The sequence below is a fragment of the Bacteroides sp. UBA939 genome, assembly GCF_002293435.1.
In the GTDB taxonomy this organism is placed as follows: Bacteria; Bacteroidota; Bacteroidia; order Bacteroidales; family Bacteroidaceae; genus Bacteroides.
In genome coordinates this window covers 1-26,594 of sequence record NZ_DBDF01000204.1, presented here as the reverse complement: position 1 = coordinate 26,594, position 26,594 = coordinate 1, and the positions used below count along the sequence as shown (strand labels likewise).

Genomic DNA, 26,594 nt, shown 5'->3' with positions numbered 1-26,594 from the left:
AGAAAGTTATGGAGATAAAACAAATACATAATGTTCCGCAGACGTTCGAAGAGCGGCATCACTTGCGAAAGACGATTGACCTTTTTGTTAAAGGCCGGTCATTGGTGCCTCCGGTATCAATGGACGACCTTTCTGCTCTTTCCGACCAACTGATTAGCACGCATCAGCTTGACGCATCCGTGAAGGGCTGGTTGATGGTGGAAATCAATAATTGCGTATGGCAGGAGACGGTAGCTTCCATTCCTTATGATAAGCGAATCCTGCTATTGCCGAAGTGCTTGAGTCGTTCGGCAAAATGCAAGGCGGACGTAGACGAGTTGGGACTTTTGTGCCATCGGTGCCATCATTGTTCCATCCCTGACTTGCAGGACAAGGCAGACAGTCTGGGAATGCTGAGCCTGGTGGCGGAAGGATTTACTTCCGTCATCGAACTGATAAAAAACGGGGTGGTGGACGCCATCATCGGAGTCAGTTGCCTTGATTCACTCGAAAAAGCATTCCCGTTACTTATCAATAATGCCGTGCCCGGTTTGGCTATACCACTAAATATGGCCGGCTGTAAAGACACAGAAGTGGATTACGAATATGTGGAGCGGCTGATTAGTCTGCAATCGGACAAGCAAGTGAGCCTGCTGAACTACGACCATCTGAAATCTACTGTAAAAGAATGGTTTGATAAAGAGAATCTTTCCGCTTTACTGTCTCCATCGGGCGACCTGACTTCTTCCATAACCCTCGACTGGCTGGGCGGAAACGGTAAGAGATGGCGTCCTTATCTGCTGGCATCTACTTATGTGGCGTTGACCGGTAAAATGGATATCCCCCGGGAAGTGCAACTGGCTGCGATTGCTGTTGAATGTTTCCACAAGGCTTCACTTGTACATGATGATATTCAGGATAACGACACGGTGCGTTACGGCAAGCAGACCGTCAATGCTGCGTACGGTGATTCCATAGCCATCAATGTGGGCGATATGCTTCTCGGAGAAGGCTACCGGTTGTTGACGCAATGCGGCAATATGGAGTTGATAAAAGTAGCGGCAGAGGCGCATATTGCTCTTTGCAAAGGTCAAGGGGCAGAATTGGAATGGAGTGCCGCCCCACGAACATTGACTATGGATTCCGTACTGGACATATTCTGCAATAAAACCGTTCCCGCATTCCATGTCTCTCTGATTATGGGAGCGATTTGTGCCGGAAACAACGAAGCATTGCAGGGCACATTGCACAATTTTTCCCAGGCTATGGGAATTGCGTATCAATTGCAGGATGATATCGAAGATTTCGACACGGAAGAACCGGTAGTTATTCGCCCGTCGGCTGTTCTTGCCGCACTGTGTGAGCAGCAGACAAGGGACGGCTTTACCGAAGCGCTATTCAAATGCAATGACCTGAAAACATTCCTTCTTCTTCCTGAAAATAAAGGATTGCTGGATGAAGCCCTGCTGAGAGTCAGACAAATGACCGAACAGTATCATAAGAAAGCATTGGATACATTGCATGAAGTGGAAAATATGGAACTGAAGCGATTGCTGTTTCGTGTGGTGCGGAAAATTCTGAAAAATTAGGTGAGTACCGATGAGAAATACGATATCTGCAAGACTATTCAATACCCTGCAAAAGGGAAAAGAACAACTGGGGACGGAAGCGCTTCGCAAGATATCCTGTTTTGTAGAATCGCAACGGACGGCAGAAGGCGCATTTAAAGATAAAAGTGGAAAGGCGGATCTTTATTATACAGTATTCGGATGGATGTTATCGTATGTACTGGGAGTAAGGATGGATGCTGCGAAGATGAACGCATACCTGATGCAGCAGCATGTTGAAAGTCTGGATTTGATTCATTATGCCGCTTATTTGCGGTGCAAGATGATAAGCCGGCTGGTGAAAGGCGGAAAGAGTGGTTTGTTGCTGTGGGCGCTCTTCTCAACCGGGAGTAAAGCCTTGGATAAGAACAGGAATTTGCCGCACAATGATCCGCAATCGCCTTATACTCAGTTTATCCGGTTGTCCCTTCAGGAAGATAGCGGATGGCGGATAAAAGAGAAAAAGAAAATAACGGATTCGCTGGCAGGCTATCACCTGCCGGACGGCGGATACATGAATACAACAGGCGGATTGACTGCTACCACGAACGCAACCGTGGCTGCTTTGTCTGTCGTAGGTCAGTTGACCGGATATAAAGGAAATGAGGATGTGCTCTTTTTGCGTGACAGGCAACATGCAACGGGCGGATTTAGCGCAGCAGCGGCTTCCCCCGTTCCCGATATGCTATCCACAGCGACTTCGCTTTTTATATTGAGTTGCTATGGCATAGCGCCCAAGTATCCGGTGCGTGATTTTATCGAAGCCCATTGGTTGGATTCGGGAGGCTTTGCCGCCACATTACTGGAGGAGCAGAGCGATGTGGAATATACTTTTTACGGATTGTTGGCATTAGGAAGCATATAACAAATGGATAGAAAACAGAAGATAAATGAAATGACTGAAGCTGTCCGGAAACGGTTATTGGAAAGCCGTGTTCCGGATGAACTTATGTGGAGAGGAGAATTGTCGTCGAGCGCAATCTCTACCTCCGTATCTGTTTTTGCCTTATATATGGTGGACAAAGATAAGTATGCCACACATATTCAGAATGGAGCTGCCTGGTTAGTAAGCACCATGCATCCGGATGGTTCTTGGGGAGACAGCATCGAAAGTCCTTCCAATATGACAGCCACGTTGCTCACGTATGCTTCCCTTTCAGCGGTTGCCGCCCCTCCACAAGAGGCGAAAGAATACCTGAATGGAAAATTCGGCGGCATTTCCGATTCGCATATTGTTGAAGGAGTTCTTGCCTATTATGGGAAAGACCTGACATTCTCTGTTCCTATTCTCGTAATGTGTGCCTTAGCCGGGGTTATTTCCGGTTGGGACAAAATACCGCAACTGCCTTTTGAAGTATCAGTACTACCGCAAAAGCTGTTTCGCTTCTTCCGGCTTCCTGTAGTGAGTTACGCCATTCCGGCATTAATTGCCGTAGGTATAGTAAGATATAAAAAGGGGAAAAAGAATATCCTATCCCCCATACGCGAGTCTTTTATCAAGAAATCACTTGTTGTGCTTGAGAAGCTTCAGCCTTCCAACGGTGGATTTCTGGAAGCCGCACCTTTGACTGCATTTGTCACCATGTGCATGAGTGGCGCCGGTTATCGGGGTCATATTGCTACACAACAAGCTGTTTCCTTCCTTATAAGCAATGTCCGCCAAGACGGCGCTTGGCCCATTGATACCGACTTGGCTTCTTGGGTTACCGCATTAAGCGTAAGGGCGCTTGGAAATGACATAAAGGACAAGCAACCGCTTGCCGAAAAAATCAAGCAACATGCTTTTGCCTTCGAGCATCCTTTTACCGGAGCCAAGGAAGGGGGGTGGGCATGGACAGACCTGCCGGGCGCCGTACCCGATGCTGACGACACCGCCGGCGCATTGGTTGCCCTTCATATCCTGTTGGACGGAGTCTATTGTCCCGAAGTAGGGAAAGGAATCGAATGGTTATTAGCACTCCAAAACACAGACGGCGGGATGCCCACGTTTTGCAAAGGATGGGGGAAATTGCCTTTTGACAGAAGCAGTCCGGACATATCGGCTCATTCCATATTGGCCTTTCAATTATGGTTGGACGTACTTCCCGGTAAACTGCAAAACAAATGCAGGAAGAGCATGCTGCGAATGTTGAAATGGATGCAGCGTGCACAAGCGGCTGACGGGTCATGGATACCTTTATGGTTTGGCGATCAGGATGCCAAAGACGAACAATCGCCAATCTATGGGACTACGATGACTGTGGAATATTTAGCCACATCCAAAGAACCGATAGCCCATAAGATGTTTCAGAAAGGATTGGAATACATTCTTTCGGCACAAAACGCCGACGGCGGTTGGGGAGGAGCCAAAGGTGTTCCATCCAAGGTTACGTTAACCGCACGGGCGTTAAGCGCATTGGCTTCATATCCTGAAACAGATGTAACTGTTATAGAGAGGTCTTTCGATTACCTGTACGAAAAATACAAGACCGGAGAATTGTATCAACGCGAACCGATCGGATTGTATTTCTCCCGGCTCTGGTATTCGGAGGAATTATACAATGTAACGTTTGTGCTGAATGCATTGAAGAAAACAAATGTGAGACTAAATTCAAAATCAGAACTATAAATAATAATACAATGATGAAAAAAGGACTTATTTTATGCTTGTCATTTCTTGCGCTGTCTTTATCTGCGCAGAATAATATTCAGTGGAGAGGAACCGATCGTACCGGTATATATCATGAAACCGGACTATTGAAAACTTGGCCGGAAGCCGGCCCTGCTTTAATGTGGAGCTATAACGGATTGGGAGAAGGACACTCTTCCGTGGCCGTTGACTCGGATAAACTTTACGTAACCGGATTGACTGACGGAAAGGGATACATCTACGTATTCGATACAAAAGGTAAATTGCTGAATAAAAAGGAATACGGCCCCGAATGGGCGGAGAGCTACAATGGTTCTCGCGGAACGGTCACGATTAACGAAGGTAAGATTTACCTTATCACCGGAATGGCCGAAATCTATTGTATCGACCAGCAAAACCTGAATGTGCTGTGGAAGAAAAACTTTATGAAAGACTTTAATGGAGCAAACATACAGTGGGGCGTTTGCGAAACACCGTTAATCATAGGAGAAAAAGTGATAGCCACGCCCGGTGGAAAAGAAAACAATGTTGTAGCGCTCAATAAGAATACCGGAGCTACAATCTGGAGTTGCGCAGGTGAAGGAGATTCATCAGCTTATTGTTCGCCGCTGTATATTGCCGGTCAAAAGATTCCTCAGATAGTTACCATGACTGCCAACCACATTATAGGTATCAATGCGGCAACGGGTGAAAAACTGTGGTCGTATCCGAATAAGAACCGGCATGATGTACATGCCAATACGCCTGTGTACAGTGATGGCATGATACTCTGTACCAGCGGATACGGAAAAGGTTCCACAATGTTGCGCTTGATTAACGACGGACGTGGTGTTGAACAAGTATGGTTCAATGGCGAACTGGACAACCGTATCGGAGCGATGGTAAAGGTGGGTGACTATGCTTATGGCTCGGGAGACGCCAATCGTTTCTGGTTCTGTGTAGACTGGAAAACCGGAGAGATTAAGTGGAAACAAAGAGGATTGGCAATGGGTAACACTATCGCTAACGAAGGAATGCTTTACTGCTACACCGATCGCGGCGAAATGGTACTGGCAAAGGCTACTCCCGAGAAGTTCGATATTGTCAGCAAATTCCCGATTACACTTGGAACCGAACAACACTGGGCACATCCTATAATTTACAAAGGTGTGTTATACGTACGTCACGGTGATACGTTAATGGCATATCAGATTAAGTAACAGTCAGGAGAAAAAAGAATAAAATAAGAAAAGATAGAAAATCATGAAAGCGAAGAATAAAGTCAGGTTTTTGATAGGTATGCTTGTCGTACTAAACATCTTTGGTCAGGAGTCGAAAGCGCAGGATTGGCCGCAGTGGAGAGGCGAGAACCGGAGCGGTATTTCAAAAGAAAGCGGTCTCAATCTGGATTGGGCTAATAAGACGCCCTCTCTTTCGTGGGTATTCAGACAAGCGGGAACCGGTTATTCATCCCCTTCTATAGTTGGAACAACACTCTACTGTCAGGGGGCTATGGACGGAAACGGATTTGCATTTGCGTTGGACACCCAAACCGGAAACTTAAAGTGGAAACAGGGACTCGGTGAGGAATCTGTTCCGGATAGAGAAAACTGTCCCCGCGGATCGGTTACGGTAGATGGAGACAAGCTCTACCTGATTCGCGGTATTGGTCAGATACATTGTCTTTCAGCCACTGATGGTAAGGTGCTTTGGCAGAAAGATTTTGTTGGAGACTTCAACGGTAAATACATGTCGCGTTGGGGCTACAGCGAATCACCTTTGGTAGATGGCGACCTTGTTATTTGCACGCCAGGCGGCACCGATGGAACTTTGGTGGCGCTCAACAAGAATACCGGTGAAGTAGCCTGGAGAACCAAAGAGTGGACGGATGAAGCGGGCTATTCATCTCCTATCGTTATTGAAGTCGATGGAATGCGGCAGTATATCCAACAATCAGCTAAAGGCGTAGCAGGTGTGTCGGCAAAAGACGGCAAGTTGTTATGGTGCGTAGAAATACCCGGCTACAGGACAGCAGTTATCCCTACTCCGATATACGATGCTCCTGTCGTTTACGTTACAGCCGGTTATAATGCCGGTTCCACATGTATCCGACTTACCAAAGAGGGAGACGGTATGAAAGCCGAAACCCTTTACAGCAATAAAAACATGGTCAATCAGCACGGTGGCGTAGTATTGATGGATGGTCACATATATGGTCATTCGGACAACTCCGGATGGACATGCCAGAATTTAGAGACAGGCGAAAAGATATGGAGCCAGCGAAACAGAGAAGGCGTTACCCGAGGCAGTGTAGTAGGAGTTGACAATCACTTGATTCTCCTTGACGAGCGTTCCGGAAAACTTGCCGTTGTAGCCGCTTCGCCGGAAGGATGGAAAGAAGTAAGCCGGATGGAATTTCCGGAACGTACCCAGATACAAACAACAGACAACATGATCTGGGCGCATCCGGTTATTGCAAATGGCAAGTTATACTTAAGGGATCACGACCTGCTGTTCTGCTTAAATTTATCAAAGTAACAACGAATGAAACGCATAGGACTTCTTTGCCTGTTCATTTTCGCAGGTTATATCTTATCGGCACAGGAGGATATCGGGTGGCGGTACGACCGTACAGGCGTTTATAAGGAAACCGGACTGCTCAAATCGTGGCCTGCCGATGGCCCTGAACTGCTGTGGCATTTTGATGGGTTAGGACAGGGATTCTCGTCGGTTTCGATTAGTTCCGATAAGCTATATATAACCGGAATGACAGATGATATAGGTTTTCTTTATGTATTGGATACGCAAGGCAAATTATTGAATAAAAAGGAATATGGCAAGGAATGGCATACAAGCTATGTGGGTAGCCGTGGTACCGTTATTCCCGATGAAGGCCGATTGTATGTAGTCAGCGGCACGGGAAAGTTGATTTGCTTTAACGAATCCGACCTAAAGATACTGTGGCAAAAAAGTATGTATGATGATTTCGGAGGTGAAGTCCCCAAATACGGAGTGAATGAGTCACCGTTGATTGTCGGAGATAAGCTGATATTTACTCCGGGCGGGAAAGAATACAATGTGGTTGCCCTGAACAAGAAAACCGGTGATTTGATATGGAGTTCAAAAGCGATGGGGGACATATCCAGCTATTGTTGCCCGATATATATCAAGGATCAACAAATTCCCCAAGTAGTTACTTTAACAGGACATCATGCTGTAGGCATTGATATTTCGAATGGTAATTTGCTTTGGTCTTTCCCGTTTACCAACCGTTTCTTTGAGCATCCCAATACTCCGGTATATGGAGAGGGGACGATACTCTGTACCAGTAGCTACGGTGTAGGTTCGGTAATGCTGCGCCTGACCGAAGGAGGGAAAAACGTGGAGCAAGTCTGGAACTCCGTCAATCTTGATTCCCGGACAGGGCACATGCTGAAGATTGGGAACTATGCGTATGGCGCAGGCGATTATGGAAAAGGAAGCTGGTATTGTGTAGACTGGAAAACCGGAGAAGCGCAATACAAGGACAGGAGTATTGCTACCGGAGCAGTCATAGCGGCGGAAGGTATGCTTTACTGCTATTCGGAAAAGGGTGATATGGCATTGGTTCGGGCAATACCGGAGAAGTTTGACCTGATCAGTAAGTTCCGCATAACACTTGGTACCGAACAACACTGGGCGCATCCGGTCATATATAAAGGAGTATTGTATGTACGGCACGGAGATACGTTGATGGCATATAAAATAAAGTAAGTATAAAGTTCAATATTCTTAATCGTGAAAGATAAAAGGATCATAACCGGTGTTACAATCTTAATGGTGTTCGTATATATCGGTATTTTAGTCGGGTGGCATCTTTATACTCCCCGGGAAAGTCTTATTATACAGTCGCCCGGTGCGGATAACCGCCCAGAAGGATTGGCCCGAACAGCAAATGATGTGCTGATTGGTGAGTTTTTCATGAAATACGACGATGTTTCCTCCGGGCTTACCGGGAAGTGGAGCAGCTTTCGAGGAGAACTGACATCCAATATCATAGAAACGCCGGAAACGATTAATACTTCCGAAGAAGAATACCCTGTTCTATGGAGCGTTGAAACCGGAGAAGGACATGCGGCGTCGGTAATCTACAATGGTAGAGTATATTTCCTGGATTACAATGAACAAATGAGTTCCGATGCTCTACGTTGCTTCTCGCTGGAAACCGGCAAGGAACTCTGGCGCAGATGGTATCGCGTACCTATCAAACGGAATCACGGGTTTTCACGTACGGTTCCGGCAATAGGTGACAACTATATTATCACAATCGGGCCGGAGGGGCATGTGATGTGTTGTGACCCGGTAACCGGTGATATGAAATGGTCGCTCGACATGCAAAAGGAATTTAAGACTGAGGTTCCTTTCTGGTACACCGGTCAGTGTCCGCGTGTCGATAATAATGTTTTGATTCTGGCTCCCGCCGGTGAAGAAACACTACTTGCCGGACTGGATTGCCTGACCGGAGAGGTTCTTTGGACTACTCCCAACACTCTTAACTATAAGATGTCCCATTCTTCGGTTATGCCGATGACATTGGGAGGCAAAAGAATGTACGTTTACATTGGCGTTGGAGGTATTTGCGCCGTTTCGGCAGAAGAAAAAGACCGTGGAACCTTATTGTGGGAAACAAGCAAATGGCAGCCTTCGGTAGTTGCTCCGTCTCCGCTTCAGGTATCATCCAACCAGATATTTATGGTAGCCGGCTATGGCACGGGAGGAGCTTTGCTACGGGTAGATAATTCCGGTGGTAAATGGATTGCAACAGTTACCGACCAATACAAACCCAATGAAGGTTTATCCAGCGAACAGCAGACGCCCATACTATATAATAATATGATTATCAGCATAATGCCCAAAGACGGTGGCGGACTCCGCGGCAGATTGGTTTACTATTCGCCTGCCAACCTCCGTTCGCCGGTATGGACTTCGGCTGCCGGTGAACAATTCGGCCTCGGCCCTTATATCATCATCAATAAGAACCTGTTCGTTTTTAAAGACGACGGAGAACTGTATGTGTATGAAGTGGGGCAACGCAATATGAAACTATTGAAGAAACAGCGAATCATGGATGGGGCGGACGCTTGGGGACCTTTGTCTTATGCTGACGGAATGCTGATTGTACGGGATGCTCATACCATAAAATGTCTTAGAATAATATAACTCTCAACTATGGAACAGAACTCTGATAACCAAAAGATATCGCGCAGGAAATTCATTCAGGCATGTGGCTCTCTACTTGCCGGGGGAAGTATAGTGGGCTTAACGGGCTTTTTGTTTCACAGAAACCTGGTCAGTCCGAAGGAAACCCATCAAAGAAATGGGGAAAGCCGGAAAGAAGATGCACTGCCATCTCCTTACAAACTGTTATCCTCCTTCAAAGTTCCTGATTTTATTGAAGCTTTTGAACTGAACGGCACCCGGATTATAGTTGCAGCCTCTAATAATATCTTTATCTATGATACGGCAGGAAACCTGATGAATAACTTTGCTGTCGGCAGTAATGTCCGCGACATAGCTACCGATGACAATCATATCTATCTGCTTTTTCCCACCCGGATTGAGGTTTACACACCGCAGGGCGAATGGCTGCGCGACTGGGAGGCATGCAGCGACCAATCCGATTACTGTTCGATGACAGTTACCCCCGAAGCCGTGTTTGTAACGGACGCAGCTAATAAAAACATCTGCCAATATACCAAGGAAGGCGGTTTTACGAGATTCATTCAAAGTCCCGACGGCTTCATCATCCCCAGCTATTCTTTCGGCATCACTTATACGAATGGAACCGTATATTGTTCCAATCCGGGAAGACATAAAGTAGAAAAATACACCCCGGATGGTGAATATATCGGTTCTTTCGGAGAGTCGGGAGGAGCTGCAGGCATGTTCTGCGGATGCTGTAATCCGGTTCACCTGACATATACTCCTGCGGGGAATATCCTCACTTCCGAGAAAGGGAATCCGCGCATCAGTTGCTATAGTGCGGATGGTAAATTCCGCAATGTGTTGCTTGATAGCAAAACCCTGGGAGGCGGTAGCACGGCTTATGATATAAAAAACCATAAAGACAAACTATTTGTGGCAGGCAAGGATATGATTTCCATATTCCAATATGACGGAACATCGGCGGCAAAAACGGCCTGCTCGGATTGCAAAGTGAATTGTCCGCTCAAAGAAGGTGTTCTATTATAAGTTGCAATCAATGAAAAAATTATTCATATAATATAAGGATATACCATGAAAAATAAAATTCTTCTCTGCGTTTGCAGTGTTTTCGCATTTATTACAGTCTCCGCTCAGGGACAGGAAAACTGGGCTCAGTTTCGTGGTCTTAATGGTCAGGGTATTTCTAAAGCAAAAGATACTCCGGTACGCTGGAGCACTGAAGAAAACATAGCCTGGAAAACAGATATCCCGGGCGAAGCGTGGTCATCACCAATTGTTTGGAATGATCATATTTTCGTTACCACGGCAACGGAAGACGGTAAGAATTGCCATGTCATTGCTATAGACCGTATAACCGGCAAAATTCTTTGGAATAAAATTGTATTCACACAACAACCGAGTCAACACAGGCATGAGATGAATTCTTACGCTACGCCAACACCGGCTACAGACGGTAAAACCGTTTTTGCGGTTTTTAGTGGTGGTGGTTTTGCTGCTTTAGACTTTGAAGGTAATATCCGATGGACTAATAACGAACTGGATTTCTATTCCCATCACGGTATGGGAACATCTCCAATTCTGTATGGCGACCTGTTACTTTTAGCTGTTAATCATAGCAACCGTGAAGAACCGAAGTCCTTAGGTTTCCAAGAACTATGGGACAAATCATATTTGCTGGCACTCGATAAGAATACCGGCAAAGAACGTTGGCGGGGAACAAGGGGAATGACACGCATCGCACACTCCACGCCGGCAGTGATGCAAGTCAACGGCAAAGATCAGATAATCAGTTCGGCAGGTGACGTGATACAAGGATTTAATCCCGCTGACGGAAAACTAATATGGACTGTCACCAGCGTTGGCGAACCATGCGTGCCGTCTATCGTTATAGGCGACGGGCTGATTTATGCGTCGCACACCAACCGCGCACCCATTATGGCGGTTCGTCCCGATGGGCAGGGAGACTGTACGACCACCCACATTGCTTGGAAGCAAGAAGGTTATACGCCGATGATGTCCTCGTTCCTGTACGTAAAGCCCTATCTGTACACATGTCCCGACAACCGGGTGTGCTGCTTAGATGCCTCTACGGGCGAGTTCCTGTGGCAAATTCGCTTGAGGGGCGGACAACTGAACCCGTCGCCACTCTATGCCGACGGAAAAATCTACGTACTCTCTGAACGAGGAACAACCACCGTATTGAAACCCTCTGCCGACCCGAAAGAACCTGCGGAAATACTTGCAACAAACGAATTGAACGCACTAACCCGCGCCTCGATAGCCGTAGCAGGAAAGCAACTGATTATACGTACTGCCAATCATTTATGGTGCATTGGAAAGTAAAAATCATGTTCTGCAAAGGTGTTCTATACGGTTTTTGCACGGGATATGATTTACACTAAGTTACAACCAAACGATATATTGATTATAGATGAAAGAAAACGAAAACAAACATAGTCCGGTATCACGCCGGAAATTCCTACAGGTTTTGGGAACGGCTGTAGCAGGCGGAACAATCCTCTCTGTTTTCGGAGGATTGGTGTACAAAGCAAGAGGACAAGAGGCAAGTCATTACTGGCAAATTGACCCTCAGAAATGTACACAGTGCGGACGGTGTGAAACGGAATGCGTACTCCCCATTTCCGCCGTCAAATGTATTCATGCCAATAAGGTATGCGGCTACTGCGACCTGTGTGGAGGATACTACCGCTCCAATGTCAAGGAACTTAATACCGCCGCCGAAAACCTGATGTGCCCTACCGGAGCCATCGAACGTAAATTCGTGGAAGATCCTTACTTTGAATATACCATCAATGAAGACTTGTGCAACGGATGTGGGAAATGTGTTAAAGGATGCGGTTCTTTCGGCAACGGCTCACTTTATCTCCAGATTAAACGTGACTTGTGCACAGATTGCAATGAATGTACAATAGCTACCGTATGTCCGTCGGACGCAATCACCCGCGTACCGCTTGGAACAGCTTATAAACTAAAAGAATGAAGATGAAGAAGTTACTTTTAACAGGCCTATCGTTGCTGTTTCTCGGACAGGTGAATGCTCAGAACAGATTCCCCAAACCCGACTTCGAGTCCGGCTATCAATATCCCGAAATAACTTATCCTGTACCCGACGAAATGTCATGGGTCACTGTTGATATTATCCTGTTGATTCTCTTAATGGGCATTGTTGCGTGGGCGATACTCAAAAAGCGGACACGCAAACCTGTTATATGGGTGTCTATCATCTCCGTAGGCTATTTTGGATTCTTCCGTAGCGGATGTGTCTGTAGCATCGGCGCCATTCAAAACGTATCGTTGGCATTGGTCGACAGTACCTACATCTTGCCTTTATCCGTATTACTGTTCTTTATCCTTCCCATCCTGTTCGCCTTTTTGTTTGGCAGGGTGTTTTGCGCCGGAGTCTGTCCGTTTGGAGCCTTGCAGGAACTGGTGAACCTGAAGAACTATAGATTACCCAAATCACTAACCACTGTATTGGGTATGATTCCCTGGATTTACCTCATCTATGCAATCCTGTACGCTGTTACGCGGAGTAGTTTCATCATCTGCCGTTTTGATCCGTTTATCGGAATCTTCCGGTTAGGGGGAGATTTCGGGTTGATTGTATTTGGTGTTCTGTTACTTATAATATCCATCTTTACGGGAAGACCGTTCTGCCGCTTCATTTGTCCGTACGGAGCGCTGTTAAGTTTGTTCTCCCGCGTATCGGTATGGAAGATTGAACTGACCCGGAAAACATGTATCAACTGTGACCTTTGCCGCAATGCTTGTCCGGTGGACGCCATCGAACCTCCTTACGAAAACAAAGTGAAAGAAACCCGTTTGCAGGGAGTGAAACGTATTATTACCTATCTGATAGTCCTTCCGTTCATGCTTCTTGCCGGGGCATTCCTCATGCGTTCGGTCAGCAGCGATTTGAGCCGTGCTCACAAAGATGTACGCCTCTACGATATGGTCATGTCACACGAGGCCGATCCGCAAGATGTTCTTTCCATTGACTTGGAAGCATTCTACGGACAAGGAGGAACTGTCGAAGAACTCACCGAAACTTATGAAAAAGTGCAGGCCGATTTTAAACTGTATTCCACCATTGCAGGCGCCTTATTCGGACTTGTTATTGGAATTACTTTAATCGGACTGTCTGTCAAACGGACGCGCAAGCAATACGCAATTAACCGTGCCGGCTGCGTGGCGTGTGGCAGGTGTTTCAGTTATTGCCCGCAAAATAGCTTGAAAGAGAAGTAATCTTTATCTTCAAACAGGAGATATATATCTCCAAGCTGGAGATGCATATCTTCAACTTAGAGATGTTCATCTCCAGGCTGGAGATAAACTTTCATCCTAACCACAGGTATCTTCATCCCTATGGAGAGCATCTCTCAAAGCTTAGAAAGGATTTTCTCATCACTAACTGTTGGCACAACATCATTAATGCATAGAAATCAATGACTGAATGTGAAATGCAGAAGTCTTATTTTTAGGTTTTCTTATTGTAAGGTTTTAACAGAATTCGTACCTTTGAAACCTTAACGTTTTAGGGAATAGGTATGATCGGGTAAAAAGAAGATGGAAAATGAAAAGTTCATTACCGTTCTGACAGCTACTTTCGGATACGAAGTGGCGGTAATCCGGGGTAGATTAGAATCGGAAGGCATCACTTGTTTTGTGCAGGATGAATTGACGGTTCAAGTTAGCCCCTTTTATTCTAATGCCATTGGTGGAGTGAAACTTCAGGTCAGGGAGAACGATTTGGAGCAGGCTGTTGAAATTCTGGAAGAGGCGGGATATATTAAAGACGGAGATTCAGAAGTATCCGACAAATTGTTTCCGTTGAATGGATATCCCCATGAACAGGAAAATGCAAATAACAAAGCGGAAGCAGTATGCCCGTATTGCGGTTCGAGGGAAGTTGCACCAGTCAAAAAAGCGGGCTGGCTCTTTCTGCTTACTTCGCTATTATGTGCGTGTCCTACACCGTTTATTCAAAAAAAACATTATTGCTTTAACTGTAAACAAGAATTTAAGAACAAACATAAATTATGAAGTGTATGAGAAAGTTGATTATAGGTTTATTATTATTAAGTGCTTCCATCAATGGATTCGCTCAGTCGGGAGAGAAGAACTTCATCGACCAGAACTACATTGAAGTCACAGGAAAGGCAGAGCTGGAAATCTCGCCTGATATGATTTATTTGAAAATTACGTTGAGCGACAAAAACAATAAGGGTAAATTGACTCTCTCTGAAATTGAGAAAGAGATGATCAACAAACTGACGTCACTTGGCATTGATACAAGCAAAGACCTGTCGCTGGCAGACTTTGCGAGTAATTTAAGGGCGTATATCTTAAAATCAAATGCAGTAATACTCTCAAAGCAATATCAACTGATTGTTCATGACTCTAAAACCTTGCAAAAGGTATTCTTTGAACTCCAGGAATTAGGAATATCGGATGTATCAATCGAAAAAACGGAGCATTCGAAGATTGAACAGTACCGGAAGGAGGTTAAAGTGTCCGCCATTAAAGCGGCGAAAGAGAAAGCTGAATTATTGGCCGCAGCGCTGAATCAAAAAACAGGGAGAGCCTTATTTATCAGGGAAGCAGATAATATGACTCCCTATGTGGCTTCTAATACATTAGGAGGCAGAGGTGCCGGTTATGTAGACCCAAATATGAAAATACAAGGTATATCGAACAATTCAACGGAAACCGATATTGAACTTGAGAAAATAAAAGTTGAAAGTACAATTTTAGTGCGGTTTGCATTGGAGTGAACTCAAGATATTGATTCGTAAGCCCCAGATACAAAAGAATATATACTAAATATCAAACTATTGATTTTAAAAACATGAAAAGAGCAATCCTCCGGAACATTGCCATCGTATCGGCTATTTTTATAGTCACTTTCTCAATCATGCTGATTACCAATTATTTTCAGGTGAGAGGCGCCACGCCGCTACAAACCGAGGTAATGGAAACATTGAAAGGGATAAACGACCAGAACGCAAACAATCAGGTTTTGCAGGAACAGATACGTCAACTTGACCTTTTGGCAAGAAAAGCTTATTTCGTGCAAATGGATCATTTGAAAACCGGAGCCTATATCTTGATAGGTATGCTGGTTGTCTTTATCGTTTGTACCCGTTTCTATTTTGCCCGTGACAAGAACATTCCGGATAAGGATATTGCTCCGATTGACGAATGGGTGATTAAAACAAAAGCGCGGGGCTATGTGACCTGGGTGGCAACAAGCATCGTAGCTGTGGCTGTAGTCTTCGTTCTGTTGAGTTCTCCTTTTCTAAAACAATTGGGGCAACCTGAAGATAAGGAGCAATCTGAAATGATAGCCGATGCACAGGAGGTTTCCGAAGATACAAACAGTCCTATCATTTCTCCGGTTGAAGAAGATACAATCGCTATTGATGAAGACACAGCAAAAGCTGTAGCAGATGCAGATACGGTAAAAACAGCAATAGATACGGTCGCTACGGGAACCGTACAGCCTGTCATCTCCAAAATCACTCATAATGCTTTCCGTGGAAACAACTCCAATGGCGTATCTTCCGCTAAAGGGTTACCGGTGAAATGGGACTTAGCCAAAGGAACGAACATAGCATGGAAACAAAAGATACCTCGCAAAGGATACAACTCTCCGGTAATTAATGGAAACAAAGTCTTTTTTTCCGGCGCCGACGAGCAAGCCCGCGAACTGTATTGTTATGACTTGACTACCGGAGACAAGATATGGTCGTTGGCTGCGGCAAATATATCCGGATCTCCTTCGCAAATGCCCAAAACCACTGAGGATACCGGCTTGGCGGCATCAACTGTGGCTACGAACGGCAAACAGGTCTGCGCCATATTTGCCACCGGTGATATTATATGCGCCGATATGGATGGCAAACAGCTTTGGGCAAAGAACCTCGGTGTACCTGATAATCACTACGGATATGCTTCTTCGCTGCTGACATTCGGCAACTTGGTTATTGTCCAGTACGACAATCAGAAATCTCCTAAATTGATTGCTTTCAATCTTGCAACCGGCGCTCAAGTGTGGAGCAAAGAGCGGAAAGAGAAAATCACATGGAGTTCTCCCATCATAGCTTATGTCAATAACTCTCCCCAATTGGTGCTAATGGGAAATCCGGCAGTCACGGCTTACAATCCGAACAACGGCGAAGAGTTGTGGCGTGTAGAATGTCTGTCGGGAGAGGTTAGCGCCAGTGCTTGCAGTTCCAATGGTATTGTTTTCGGCGCCAGCGAAAACTCCACATTGGTTGCTATCAACGGAACCGACGGTACTGTTTTATGGGAAAGTCATGACTTCCTTCCCGAAGTATCCAGTCCGGTTGCGACAAAAAATAATCTCTACCTCGCCACCAGTTACGGCGTTGCTGCTGCTTACGATGTCCAAACAGGAGAATTACGCAAGGGGCATGAACTGAATACGGAATTTTACTCTTCCCCCATCATTGCCGAAGGAAAGGTTTATCTCTTCAGCAACGACGGAAAGATGCACATATTTGCTGCCAATAATGAATTCCAGCTGTTGAACGCTTTTGAAACAGGCGAGAAGACATTTGCCACTCCTGCCTTTACGGATGGGAAAATTGTAGTGAGAACAGAGAATAGTATTTATTGTGTGGCGGAGAGGTAATTATGAATGAGATAGCGAAAGTAAACAACCTGAAGTACCATATTTTCCAGACAGTGTCTGGAATATTAAGTTGGTCACAGCCTAAATGTAGAAGATATACGGAGATTACTTTATTAGAAGAAAGTTTAGATTGTCTGAGTGGCAAACCTGATATATGCTGGCCTTATGGCTTTCAATATTTGGATGATTATTATAAAAATTGGGATACACGAACATTTATAGATATTGCAAAAGGTGAATTTGCCAATTACATAAAAGAGAAACTGAAAGTTATCCTGAAAGGAATGAAAGAAATGAAAGAAAGACAAATTGAACTCCCTTAATTATGAATAACATGGTGGAGAAAATTAATAATAGAATGGACAGGAGAGCACATTATGCTAATCAATAACAACGAATATTTCGAAATTCTGAGCGATATAAAAAAGCAGATTCGCGAAGCTCAGTATAGAGCGGTTCTTGATATAAACAGAGAACAGATTATACTGTTTTGGAACATCGGGAAGGCCATATCTGCCAATGTAAAATATGGGAATAAGTTTGTGGATAATCTTGCTAAAGATATAAAGTTGGCGTTTCCGGAAGCAAAAGGGTATTCAGTTAGAAATCTCAATTATATGAAGAGATTTGCCGAAATAATTACCGATGAACGAATTTTGCAGTCAGTGGCTGCAAAATTGAGTTGGACACACAATACAGCATTGCTTATTAAAATCAAAGATCAGAATATCTATAAATGGTATGGTGAGCAAACAATAGAGAATGGATGGTCTGTTAGTGTTCTGGAAGACCGTCTTCAAATGAAAACTTATGAAAGGCAAGCTATAAGTGAGAAAGCAACCAATTATGAACGGTTGTTACCTGATCCACAAAGCAAACTGGCAACAGAGACATTGAAAAGCCCTTTCGTCTTTGATTTCATTGAAAAAAGAGATGGGATTATTGAACGCGAAATAGAAAACGAACTTATAGCCAACATCGCCAAAACATTGCTCGAACTCGGTACAGGCTTTGCTTTTATCGGCAATCAGTATCATCTGGAAATAAGTAACCGGGATTATTATATCGACTTGTTGTTCTATAACACCAAATTGCGTTGCTATGTGGTGATAGAACTCAAAAACACAGAATTTAAGCCCGAATATGCGGGCAAACTCAATTTTTATCTCTCTGCTATCGACGACATATTGAAACATCCGCAAGATAATCCCACTATTGGTATTATGCTTTGCAAAACGAGAGATAAACTGACTGCCGAATACGCCTTGAAGGACATCAACAAACCAATAGGCGTAAGCGAATACAAGTTGAGTGATTTTGTACCTGCCGAGTTTGTTGATACACTGCCAAGTGCAGATGATATAGAAAAAAGGGTGAAAGCTCAGTTGGATATAGATAACATGGAGAATAGCGCTTATGGCATGTGATTGTAAAAATAATATAGGTCGAACAAAAGATGATATAATAGCCGGAGTGGATGCCATCATTGAACAGGTTGGTACATCCCGGCACACCATCATACCTTTGTTACAGGCATTACAGGAGAAGTTCAGTTATCTTCCTTCGGTAGCTATTGAACGTATATATGAAAAGACGGAGATTGACCGTGCGCAATTAATCAGTGTCTCTACTTTCTATTCAGGGTTCCGCCATATCCCTTATGGGAAACATCTTATCAAAGTCTGTACCGGAACAGCCTGCCACGTGAAAGGAGCCGGCAATGTGTACGACTCTTTCAAACGGGAACTGAAAATGGAAGATGAAAGCATTACCACTGCCGACCAGCTTTTCTCAATAGAGAAAATTGCCTGCTTGGGGTGTTGTACGCTGGCTCCGGTGGTGCAAATAGACGAGAAGATATACGGCCATGTTATGCCCGGAAGGGTGAATGAAGTCATTGAAGACTTTCTCTCTCAACAGGAAGAAAAAGAAAAGGAAGAGGTGCAGAGCGCCCGACGTAGAATTGCAGGAGAAATCCGCCTCGGCATGGGTTCCTGTTGCCAGGCAAGCGGCTCGACGGATATTTATAAGGAACTGGAAAATGCCGCCAACGAACTGGGTATTGATGTGAATATCAAATCGGTGGGCTGTGTGGGAGTATGCAACAAAGTACCGCTGATAGATGTAGTAATGCCGGACGGCGCAATTACCCGCTATCCCAACGTGAAGGCTACCGAAATAAAGGAAATCCTGCATCACCATTTTAAGCCTGCCGGCTACTTCAAGCGGATAAAAAACAGTTTGCTGAACCATATTGACACCTTCCATACAGATATCACCTGGGACAACGTAGTGTGGAAAAACGAAAATGAACGGACAGGCGTTATCGACAGTTTCCTTACGGGACAAAAACACATCTCCACCGAAGGCTACGGCTTTCTTGCACCGCTGAATATTGATGAGTACATAGCTCACGGTGGTTTCAACGCACTCAGCAATACCATTTCATCGCACACCCGTAAAGAGACAATTCAAACCATACTGAAAAGCGGCATCCGCGGACGCGGCGGCGGAGGTTTCTTAACCGGAAAGAAGTGGGAAATCGTAGCGGCTTCCGATAAAGAAGAAAAGTACGTCATCTGTAATGGCGACGAGGGTGACCCCGGCGCATTCATGGACAGGATGATGTTGGAGTCGTATCCGTTTCGAGTGATTGAGGGCATGATTATAGCCGGATACGCCGTAGGAGCCGACAAGGGAGTATTCTATATCCGCGCCGAATATCCGTTGGCAGTTATCCGCATCCGCACCGCTATTGAGCTTTGCCGTGAACGGAATCTTATCGGAAAGAACATTGCGGGGAGCAACTTTTCGTTTGACATTTCTATTTTTGAAGGTGCAGGAGCTTTTGTCTGCGGTGAAGAAACGGCGCTGATTGCCTCTATTGAAGGTGAACGGGGATTTCCCAGGCAACGCCCGCCTTATCCTGCCGTTGAAGGACTGTTCGGCCGCCCCACATTGGTCAACAACGTAGAAACGCTGAGCCAAATCCCCTACATCGTAAGAAACGGTGCGGACACGTACAGCCAGGTGGGAACGGACGGGAGCAAAGGTACAAAGGTATTCGCCCTCGCGGGGAAAATACGCCACGGCGGGCTGATTGAAGTTCCGATGGGCATCACGCTCAATCAGATTATTGACGACATCGGCGGCGGCGTAGAGGGAGGCGAAAAGCTGAAAGCCGTGCAGATCGGCGGTCCTTCGGGCGGTTGTATTCCCGCACACCTGTGCGATGTTCAGGTGGACTTTGACGCTTTCAACCAGATGGGCGCCATGATGGGTTCCGGTGGTTTGGTGGTATTAAGCGAAAAGGACTGTATGGTGGATGTTGCCCGTTACTTCCTGAGCTTCACCTGCGAGCAGTCGTGCGGCAAGTGTACATTCTGCCGTGTCGGAATCCGCCGTATGCTGGATATACTCGACAAGCTATGCAGTGGAAAAGCCGAGATGGGGGACATTGACAAGCTCGAAGAATTAGCGCTCAACATAAAGAAATCATCGCTTTGCGGATTGGGCAGAAGTGCGCCGAATCCGGTACTCACTACCCTGAAGTACTTCCGCCACGAGTATGAGGAGCACGTAAACGGAATTTGCAGGACAGGAACATGCAAGGATATGATTAAGTACACCATAACCGACGATTGTGTAGGTTGTACCAAGTGCGCCAAGGCTTGTCCGGTTGATGCCATTCCGTATACGCCGTATGAAGTTCATACCATTGATACCAAAGCCTGTGTGCAGTGTGGACTATGCATTGACGAGTGTAGCTTCGACGCCATAAAAAAGGTGGCAGCCATTTGATAGAGTTTGCGGAGTTTATTGCTCAATATACGTATCGCACGCTATATACACCTTATGTACGTGCGCGTGTATGTGTGCGCGCGCATATCCCATGATTTTACATTTTTACTTGCATACCTACACTCACACGCTGTATCGCCTTATTCATGGGCGTTAGAGTAGTGGTGGCAGCAACTTTTTTAGGGTGTATGCAGCTTTTTTACCTACACGCCTTCTTGTTATTGCTATAAAGCCTTTTGAGAAACACTTGCGTGGTTCGCACAGAACACTTGTGTTTCGTAAATGTATTGCTTGTGTTTCATAAATGCAATGCTTGTGTTCCTCAACTGTAATACTTGTGCCCCTCGGATTCCTGATTTTTGGCTGCACGGGATATAGATGGTGCTCGAACGGGATATATGCGGTGCGCACACCATCTATATCCCGTGTTTTCACCATCTATATCCCGTTCGCGAACCGCATATAGGCGGTGTAAGTACCATCTATATGCGGTGCAAACACATGATTTGGGGGTATGACTGACCTGCATTATTCATAATTGCAAAGCTAAAGCCTCGGAATTCATCTCGTGAGACTGTGAAATTCGTCTCATGGGACGGTAAAATTTGTCTCACGGGACGGATTTACACTCACCAAGTGGTAGCAAACAGATGATTCACGGGGAGATCCGCTCCGTATCTTGTCCGTATCAAAGCCTTAGCTGCTCCGTATAAGGGTACCTTTATACGGAGCAGGTAGGGAACAGACACGGCTTTGACACGGCTTTGATCCGGTTTTGGTACGGCGAAGACAATGCGCGTAAGTGATTGAGATACAATCATTAGTATGAAAAGTTCTATCTTTTTTCAAAAAAACACGACCAACTATTGCAATTATTCAGAATTTATTTCTATATTTGTGATGTTGCGGTTTGGTACTGAATTAACAGAAAGAGTTTTCTATTATAAACCTTAAATTATTCAAGCCTGATCTGCTAGAACTATGCGCTAAGGACAACTGCAAACGAAGTATTTACAAACAGAATTATTATTTAAAAATTAAATGTATAATCCTATGAAAAAAACGACAGCAACAGTTCTATTTTTTTTGTGCACGGCAATTTTATGGGGGCAATCCTCCGTTCAACAGCCTCAAATCATTCCTCCATCGCCCCAAGCCCAGTTGTTTCAAAAATATCTGAATCATCAGATAACAGAATATAATGGGTTACCGGAGATTAATATTCCCCTTTATGAAGTAAAGGTCAAAGGATTAACAATCCCCATTACTTTGTCATATCATGCCGGAGGAATCCGTTATAAACAATATGATGGAGAAGTCGGGGCAGGATGGAGTATCAATGCCGGAGGATATAGAGTAAGCCGAAGTATCAACGGAAGAGATGATTTTTACTATGAAAAATATGACAGAGACGAATTTGATTATTATTTCACAAATATTGGCTCAGGTTACGAATTGGATGCTTACCTGTCCAGTATGGTTGTTTGGAGAGAAGAATATGATCGATCTGAATGGATCAATCCGTGGAAACTCAATATAGATGGTGAATATGACCGGTTTTCTTATATATTGCCTTCTTCCAACGGGCAATTTCTGATTTCACAAGGGAATAATTCGGGAAGTGCCATTCAGACGGTAAAGATAGAGGATAATCTTGACAAACTCAATAAAGTAGCACGGAACGAGACGCATATTATAGACGGCAACGGATTCAATTATTATTTTGGCGGTAAACAGGACAACACTGATTTGCACGAACTAATAAGCGGGGAGGGTGTAGGATCCCCGACAAGCTGGCCACTGCGTCAGATTGTTTCTCCGTTTAACGATATAATAAACTTCAGATATGAAAAATTCTCTCAGGGACAGTCACATCGCGGTAGAACGTCTTCGATAGTTGAGCCATGGATGGTAACTACTCCTGCCACTAGAGCAGAAAATTCGGAATTTTCAACATCCAGAGTGGCTCCGTCCGAGTCCGCTTTCAGATACGAAGATATGTTTTATATTCAGAAAATAGAAACGGATGATATAATTGTTGAGTTTAAAAGAAATGGAAGGAATCCCAGTATCGAAATACTTCCTCCATACCAACTTATCAAAGAAATAGTTGTAACAAATAGACAAAATAATGAAATATTAAGGAGGTTCGTTCTAAATTACAAAAATGTACCTATAACACTCAGCGATGGGAGTTTAGGAGGATATGCTCATCATTTACTGGAATCGGTTACAATCCATTCGAGAAGTCAATCCGAACAAAAATACAATCTTGAATACTATGGCCCGGATTCAATGACAAGTATTCAATCTAATCGCTTATACGCCGACCAATGGGGATTTTATAAAGATAAAGGCAGTGAAGCTTATGAACCATTTTTGCATAAAGAATTTGAAAATGACAAATATGTATATACTGGAGGTAGTAAGCCGCCTGTACTTTCAGTTGGACAGTTATTTTATTCACGTCTGCTGGATCGCTCAGCCAATGATCAAAGTGTAATTCATTACTTCTCTCTAAAAAAGCTCACATATCCTACCGGGGGGTATTCCGAGTATGAATACGAACCTCATAAATTTCCTAACCCTTCCGTTATTGTAAGCGGGGGCGGACAACGGATAAAAAAGATAAAGTCTGTAGGGGCCGACAGCGAAGCGGTTACCACCATCTTCAAATATGGAGAAAATGAAAACGGGACAGGAATTGCCAATATTCATTTCTCTAAAGACCTGTTTGCCAATGAAACATATTATATTCAGTATTCCAGCCCTTACTATTTGCAAAAGATAGCAAGGAATTATTCCAATAAACCTCTTGGCGAAATAGATAATTCGATGTTTCAAGTTAATTATCCCCAGGTTACAACCTATCAGGTAAGAGAAGCTGATGGCATAACAAATGGGAAAACAGTATCCCGATATAATATATACCGGCAATACACGATTGATTATATGGACGGAATATCACTCCCTTCAGGTACGTATACTATCATAAACAACGGATACTCTAAGGGAATCAAAACATATCATTCGGGATATAAGCCTCTGCTGGCAAACCGCAGCTTCTATAATAATGATGATATAAAAATCCGGGAAGAGCAATACGAATATATTCCCGCATATAAAAGTAACGATCCGGAGGCTTTCTATGGAATAAGATTAATTCGTAAAGTATATTTTGAAACATATCATAATGTAGGAAACTCTCCATACGATTACATAACGTCGGCCTATGACCTCATGGAGTACGCCATATTAAGAGACAGCGGGCGTCTTCTTTCCAGAAAAACAACTACAAATTATTCTCCTGCAGGTACACATCCAACTACGGCTGCAGAACAATATCAATACAACACCCGTAACCAGCTAACATTAAAAATAATGGAAAAGAGTATTGGGGGAGAAGATGATTTATTTGAGGAATATACTTATCCGTCATCTGATACGGAATTGGCTCGACGCAATATGCTATCCACTATTATAGGAGAAAAAAAGATAGAGACATACAATGGAAGTACTATTTATAATGAATATTACAATTATCCCAGCAATGCTATTCTTCCTGATTATGTTACGTTTGGCCGTACCCCACGTATTGAACTCACTTATGATAAGTATGACGAAAAAGGTAACTTATTGCAATACACTCGCCTGGACGGAACCCCTGTGTCTTGTATATGGAGTTATAACTATCACTATCCTATAGCTGAAATCATAGGCGCTACGTACAGTCAGGTAAGCACAGCTTTAAACATGAATATGACCACACTGGCAAGTAATAAAAATCCGGATCAGGCTACAATCAATACTATCAAGTCATTAGGAACAAAATTATCAAACGCTTTTGTCACAGTTTATACTTATAAACCTTTAGTAGGCATACTTACCGCAACCGATCCGTCAGGCATTACCACCTATTATGAATATGATTCATTCGACAGGCTGAAGCGTATCTATGTAAAGGAAGGTACAACCGAAAAAAATATCCAGACATTTAATTATAATTATCAAAATCAATAAGCCATGAGAACGAATATACTTACTATCCTGTTGTCGGTATCGTGCTTATTCCCTGTCGGCACATTTCATCAGGTGCATGCCCAATCCGCCAATCAGAATTATATACTGACCCGTACTTATACAAGCGAGGACGGAACTAAATACTTGGATAACATTCAATACTTCGATGGACTTGGTCGCCCGGCGCAGACCGTGCAGCGGAAGATTACTCCTACAAGCAAAGACCTTGTGACGCTACAGGAATACGATGAATTCGGACGGAGTGCAAACTCATGGCTTCCCGGCACGTCTGCTACCGACGGAGCTTACGTCAATCCAGCAACGGTAAAGGCGGCGGCAAAAACACTGAACGCAGACCAGAACCCTTATTCTCGCCCCGTATACGAATCTTCCCCTCTGAACCGCGCACTGGGACAATATGGCCCTGGCACTGCTTGGCAAAATAACTCACGCGGGGTAAAGACCGATTACTTCACCAACGTTTCGGGCAACGACACCTTGAACTGTATAAACTACAGTGGAGGTTATACTGACTCTAACACTGATACATTAGTATCAATAGCAAACAGTGGTAATTGCCTTACGGGGTCACTCCATGTTATCCGTACTGCAGATGAGGACGGTAACACCATCTTTGAATTCAGCGACAACCTTGGGCGGGTGATGCTCACTCGTCAGGTTCTACGTAATGGCAATACAAAAATTCTCCATGATACCTATTATGTGTACGATGCAAATGGAAACAAAGTAGCCGTCCTTCCCCCTCTCGCCTCAGACGCATTAAAAGGAAGTAGCGCCACTTCATCGTGGTCGAACGTCAGTTCCGCTATTCTGAGAAACTACGCTTATTTGTATATGTACGACAAATACAACCGCTGTAGAGCCAAACGCCTTCCGGGTGGCGACTGGACATATTACATATATGACAAAGCTGACCGGGTTATTTTCTCTCAAGACGGTGAGCAACGGAAAAAATCCCCGAAAGAATGGACATTCGCCATACCTGACATGTTTGGTCGTGTCTGCGTAACCGGAATCTGCACCAACAGCTACAATGCGTTGGCGACCACACCTCCGTTAAGCAGTATCGTAGCAAAAGCCACTCGAAACAATACAACGGGAACATACAAAGGATACACGATCTCGGGCGTTACGCTTACAACCCCTACCGTGCTCACTGTAAACTACTATGATGATTATGACTTCCTGGGGAAAAACAACATACCCGTTAATACGAATGAAAATGTGAAATACACGCCCGAAGCTGGTTATGGTATTTGGTACGGAGCGGATTACACCACCAGCAACAAGATTAGGAACAAAGGCCTGCTCACAGGCACGCTTACCGCCCAAATAAATTCGGACGGAACGCTGTCGTCAACCTACCTATACTCGGTAATGTATTATGACTATCACGGAAGGGTGGTTCAAACCAAGTCCAACAACCACCTTGCCGGCGGCACCGAAAAGGAATATTTCGCATACAACTTCACCGGACAGGCTACCAAACGGAAACATGTACATGCGGCTACCAACAAGACTACGCAGACGGAAATCTACACCTATACTTACGACCATGCCGGGCGGTTGCTGACAACTAAATATAAACTGAATACAGCGTCGGAAATGGCCCTTTCCGCAAACACCTACGATGAACTGGGAAGGCTAAAGAGCAACCGGAAGAATAACAATGCCA

The 26,594-nt window shown here is 44.6% G+C and carries 20 protein-coding genes; 19 read left to right on the top strand and 1 reads right to left on the bottom strand.

What is annotated here, in order from left to right; all coding sequences use genetic code 11:
- The first annotated feature begins 8 nt into the window (after window positions 1-8).
- The 17 genes from B2Z67_RS13240 (at window position 9) to B2Z67_RS13160 (ending at window position 20,878) form a co-directional block, all read left to right on the top strand.
- Window positions 9-1,568 carry a polyprenyl synthetase family protein gene (locus B2Z67_RS13240; protein WP_291530314.1) on the top strand — a complete coding sequence of 520 codons (1,560 nt, stop codon included), beginning with the start codon at window positions 9-11 and terminating at the stop codon, window positions 1,566-1,568.
- A gap of 10 nt (window positions 1,569-1,578) precedes the next feature.
- Window positions 1,579-2,451: a prenyltransferase/squalene oxidase repeat-containing protein gene (locus tag B2Z67_RS13235; RefSeq protein ID WP_291530313.1), complete on the top strand. Its 873-nt coding sequence runs from the start codon at window positions 1,579-1,581 to the stop codon at window positions 2,449-2,451.
- A 3-nt stretch (window positions 2,452-2,454) separates the two neighbouring features.
- Complete coding sequence (locus B2Z67_RS13230) at window positions 2,455-4,194, top strand: prenyltransferase/squalene oxidase repeat-containing protein (RefSeq protein WP_291530312.1); 1,740 nt, start codon at window positions 2,455-2,457, stop codon at window positions 4,192-4,194.
- Window positions 4,195-4,205: 11 nt separating this feature from the next.
- Window positions 4,206-5,414 carry a PQQ-binding-like beta-propeller repeat protein gene (locus B2Z67_RS13225; RefSeq protein ID WP_291530311.1) on the top strand — a complete coding sequence of 403 codons (1,209 nt, stop codon included), beginning with the start codon at window positions 4,206-4,208 and terminating at the stop codon, window positions 5,412-5,414.
- A gap of 43 nt (window positions 5,415-5,457) precedes the next feature.
- The gene (locus B2Z67_RS13220; RefSeq protein WP_291530310.1) at window positions 5,458-6,732 is read left to right on the top strand and encodes a PQQ-binding-like beta-propeller repeat protein; all 1,275 of its coding nucleotides are present in this window, start codon (window positions 5,458-5,460) and stop codon (window positions 6,730-6,732) included.
- Between the two features lie 6 nt (window positions 6,733-6,738).
- Complete coding sequence (locus B2Z67_RS13215; RefSeq protein ID WP_291530309.1) at window positions 6,739-7,947, top strand: PQQ-binding-like beta-propeller repeat protein; 1,209 nt, start codon at window positions 6,739-6,741, stop codon at window positions 7,945-7,947.
- A 24-nt stretch (window positions 7,948-7,971) separates the two neighbouring features.
- Window positions 7,972-9,393, top strand: a complete 1,422-nt coding sequence (locus tag B2Z67_RS13210; protein ID WP_291530308.1) for a PQQ-binding-like beta-propeller repeat protein — start codon at window positions 7,972-7,974, stop codon at window positions 9,391-9,393.
- A 9-nt stretch (window positions 9,394-9,402) separates the two neighbouring features.
- Window positions 9,403-10,425, top strand: a complete 1,023-nt coding sequence (locus B2Z67_RS13205; RefSeq protein WP_291530307.1) for a hypothetical protein — start codon at window positions 9,403-9,405, stop codon at window positions 10,423-10,425.
- A gap of 45 nt (window positions 10,426-10,470) precedes the next feature.
- Window positions 10,471-11,742, top strand: coding sequence for a PQQ-binding-like beta-propeller repeat protein (locus B2Z67_RS13200; protein WP_291530306.1), 1,272 nt, complete (start codon window positions 10,471-10,473; stop codon window positions 11,740-11,742).
- 88 nt (window positions 11,743-11,830) lie between these two features.
- Window positions 11,831-12,400: a twin-arginine translocation signal domain-containing protein gene (locus tag B2Z67_RS13195; protein ID WP_291530305.1), complete on the top strand. Its 570-nt coding sequence runs from the start codon at window positions 11,831-11,833 to the stop codon at window positions 12,398-12,400.
- Between the two features lie 2 nt (window positions 12,401-12,402).
- On the top strand, window positions 12,403-13,665 hold the full coding sequence (locus B2Z67_RS13190; protein ID WP_291530304.1) for a 4Fe-4S binding protein: 1,263 nt from the start codon (window positions 12,403-12,405) through the stop codon (window positions 13,663-13,665).
- Between the two features lie 321 nt (window positions 13,666-13,986).
- Window positions 13,987-14,463 carry a DUF2007 domain-containing protein gene (locus B2Z67_RS13185; RefSeq protein ID WP_291530303.1) on the top strand — a complete coding sequence of 159 codons (477 nt, stop codon included), beginning with the start codon at window positions 13,987-13,989 and terminating at the stop codon, window positions 14,461-14,463.
- A 5-nt stretch (window positions 14,464-14,468) separates the two neighbouring features.
- Window positions 14,469-15,194, top strand: coding sequence for an SIMPL domain-containing protein (locus tag B2Z67_RS13180; protein WP_291530302.1), 726 nt, complete (start codon window positions 14,469-14,471; stop codon window positions 15,192-15,194).
- 74 nt (window positions 15,195-15,268) lie between these two features.
- Window positions 15,269-17,077, top strand: coding sequence for a PQQ-binding-like beta-propeller repeat protein (locus B2Z67_RS13175; protein WP_291530301.1), 1,809 nt, complete (start codon window positions 15,269-15,271; stop codon window positions 17,075-17,077).
- 2 nt (window positions 17,078-17,079) lie between these two features.
- Window positions 17,080-17,400, top strand: coding sequence for a hypothetical protein (locus tag B2Z67_RS13170; protein ID WP_291530300.1), 321 nt, complete (start codon window positions 17,080-17,082; stop codon window positions 17,398-17,400).
- A gap of 54 nt (window positions 17,401-17,454) precedes the next feature.
- Window positions 17,455-18,504, top strand: coding sequence for a PDDEXK nuclease domain-containing protein (locus tag B2Z67_RS13165; RefSeq protein ID WP_291530299.1), 1,050 nt, complete (start codon window positions 17,455-17,457; stop codon window positions 18,502-18,504).
- On the top strand, window positions 18,494-20,878 hold the full coding sequence (locus tag B2Z67_RS13160) for an NAD(P)H-dependent oxidoreductase subunit E (RefSeq protein ID WP_291530298.1): 2,385 nt from the start codon (window positions 18,494-18,496) through the stop codon (window positions 20,876-20,878). The genes B2Z67_RS13165 and B2Z67_RS13160 overlap by 11 nt, the downstream gene beginning before the upstream one ends.
- A gap of 629 nt (window positions 20,879-21,507) precedes the next feature.
- On the opposite strand, the gene B2Z67_RS13155 is transcribed toward B2Z67_RS13160, so the two are convergent.
- Window positions 21,508-21,699 (bottom strand): hypothetical protein, encoded by a 192-nt coding sequence (locus tag B2Z67_RS13155; RefSeq protein ID WP_291530297.1) that lies wholly within the window; start codon window positions 21,697-21,699, stop codon window positions 21,508-21,510.
- A gap of 232 nt (window positions 21,700-21,931) precedes the next feature.
- Between B2Z67_RS13155 and B2Z67_RS13150 the strand changes: the two genes are divergently transcribed.
- Together B2Z67_RS13150 and B2Z67_RS13145 are read left to right on the top strand one after the other, a co-directional pair.
- The gene (locus B2Z67_RS13150; protein ID WP_291530296.1) at window positions 21,932-24,898 is read left to right on the top strand and encodes a hypothetical protein; all 2,967 of its coding nucleotides are present in this window, start codon (window positions 21,932-21,934) and stop codon (window positions 24,896-24,898) included.
- A 3-nt stretch (window positions 24,899-24,901) separates the two neighbouring features.
- Window positions 24,902-26,594, top strand: a 1,693-nt coding sequence (locus B2Z67_RS13145; protein ID WP_291530295.1) for a DUF6443 domain-containing protein, incomplete at its 3' end; no start/stop codon positions are given.

Coding starts and splice junctions, on each gene's coding strand:
- B2Z67_RS13240 (WP_291530314.1), top strand. CDS start 9: ATGGAGATAAAACAAATACATAATGTTCCGCAGACGTTCGAAGAGCGG.
- B2Z67_RS13235 (WP_291530313.1), top strand. CDS start 1,579: ATGAGAAATACGATATCTGCAAGACTATTCAATACCCTGCAAAAGGGA.
- B2Z67_RS13230 (WP_291530312.1), top strand. CDS start 2,455: ATGGATAGAAAACAGAAGATAAATGAAATGACTGAAGCTGTCCGGAAA.
- B2Z67_RS13225 (WP_291530311.1), top strand. CDS start 4,206: ATGATGAAAAAAGGACTTATTTTATGCTTGTCATTTCTTGCGCTGTCT.
- B2Z67_RS13220 (WP_291530310.1), top strand. CDS start 5,458: ATGAAAGCGAAGAATAAAGTCAGGTTTTTGATAGGTATGCTTGTCGTA.
- B2Z67_RS13215 (WP_291530309.1), top strand. CDS start 6,739: ATGAAACGCATAGGACTTCTTTGCCTGTTCATTTTCGCAGGTTATATC.
- B2Z67_RS13205 (WP_291530307.1), top strand. CDS start 9,403: ATGGAACAGAACTCTGATAACCAAAAGATATCGCGCAGGAAATTCATT.
- B2Z67_RS13200 (WP_291530306.1), top strand. CDS start 10,471: ATGAAAAATAAAATTCTTCTCTGCGTTTGCAGTGTTTTCGCATTTATT.
- B2Z67_RS13195 (WP_291530305.1), top strand. CDS start 11,831: ATGAAAGAAAACGAAAACAAACATAGTCCGGTATCACGCCGGAAATTC.
- B2Z67_RS13190 (WP_291530304.1), top strand. CDS start 12,403: ATGAAGAAGTTACTTTTAACAGGCCTATCGTTGCTGTTTCTCGGACAG.
- B2Z67_RS13185 (WP_291530303.1), top strand. CDS start 13,987: ATGGAAAATGAAAAGTTCATTACCGTTCTGACAGCTACTTTCGGATAC.
- B2Z67_RS13180 (WP_291530302.1), top strand. CDS start 14,469: ATGAGAAAGTTGATTATAGGTTTATTATTATTAAGTGCTTCCATCAAT.
- B2Z67_RS13175 (WP_291530301.1), top strand. CDS start 15,269: ATGAAAAGAGCAATCCTCCGGAACATTGCCATCGTATCGGCTATTTTT.
- B2Z67_RS13170 (WP_291530300.1), top strand. CDS start 17,080: ATGAATGAGATAGCGAAAGTAAACAACCTGAAGTACCATATTTTCCAG.
- B2Z67_RS13165 (WP_291530299.1), top strand. CDS start 17,455: ATGCTAATCAATAACAACGAATATTTCGAAATTCTGAGCGATATAAAA.
- B2Z67_RS13160 (WP_291530298.1), top strand. CDS start 18,494: ATGGCATGTGATTGTAAAAATAATATAGGTCGAACAAAAGATGATATA.
- B2Z67_RS13155 (WP_291530297.1), bottom strand. CDS start 21,699: ATGATTGTATCTCAATCACTTACGCGCATTGTCTTCGCCGTACCAAAA.
- B2Z67_RS13150 (WP_291530296.1), top strand. CDS start 21,932: ATGAAAAAAACGACAGCAACAGTTCTATTTTTTTTGTGCACGGCAATT.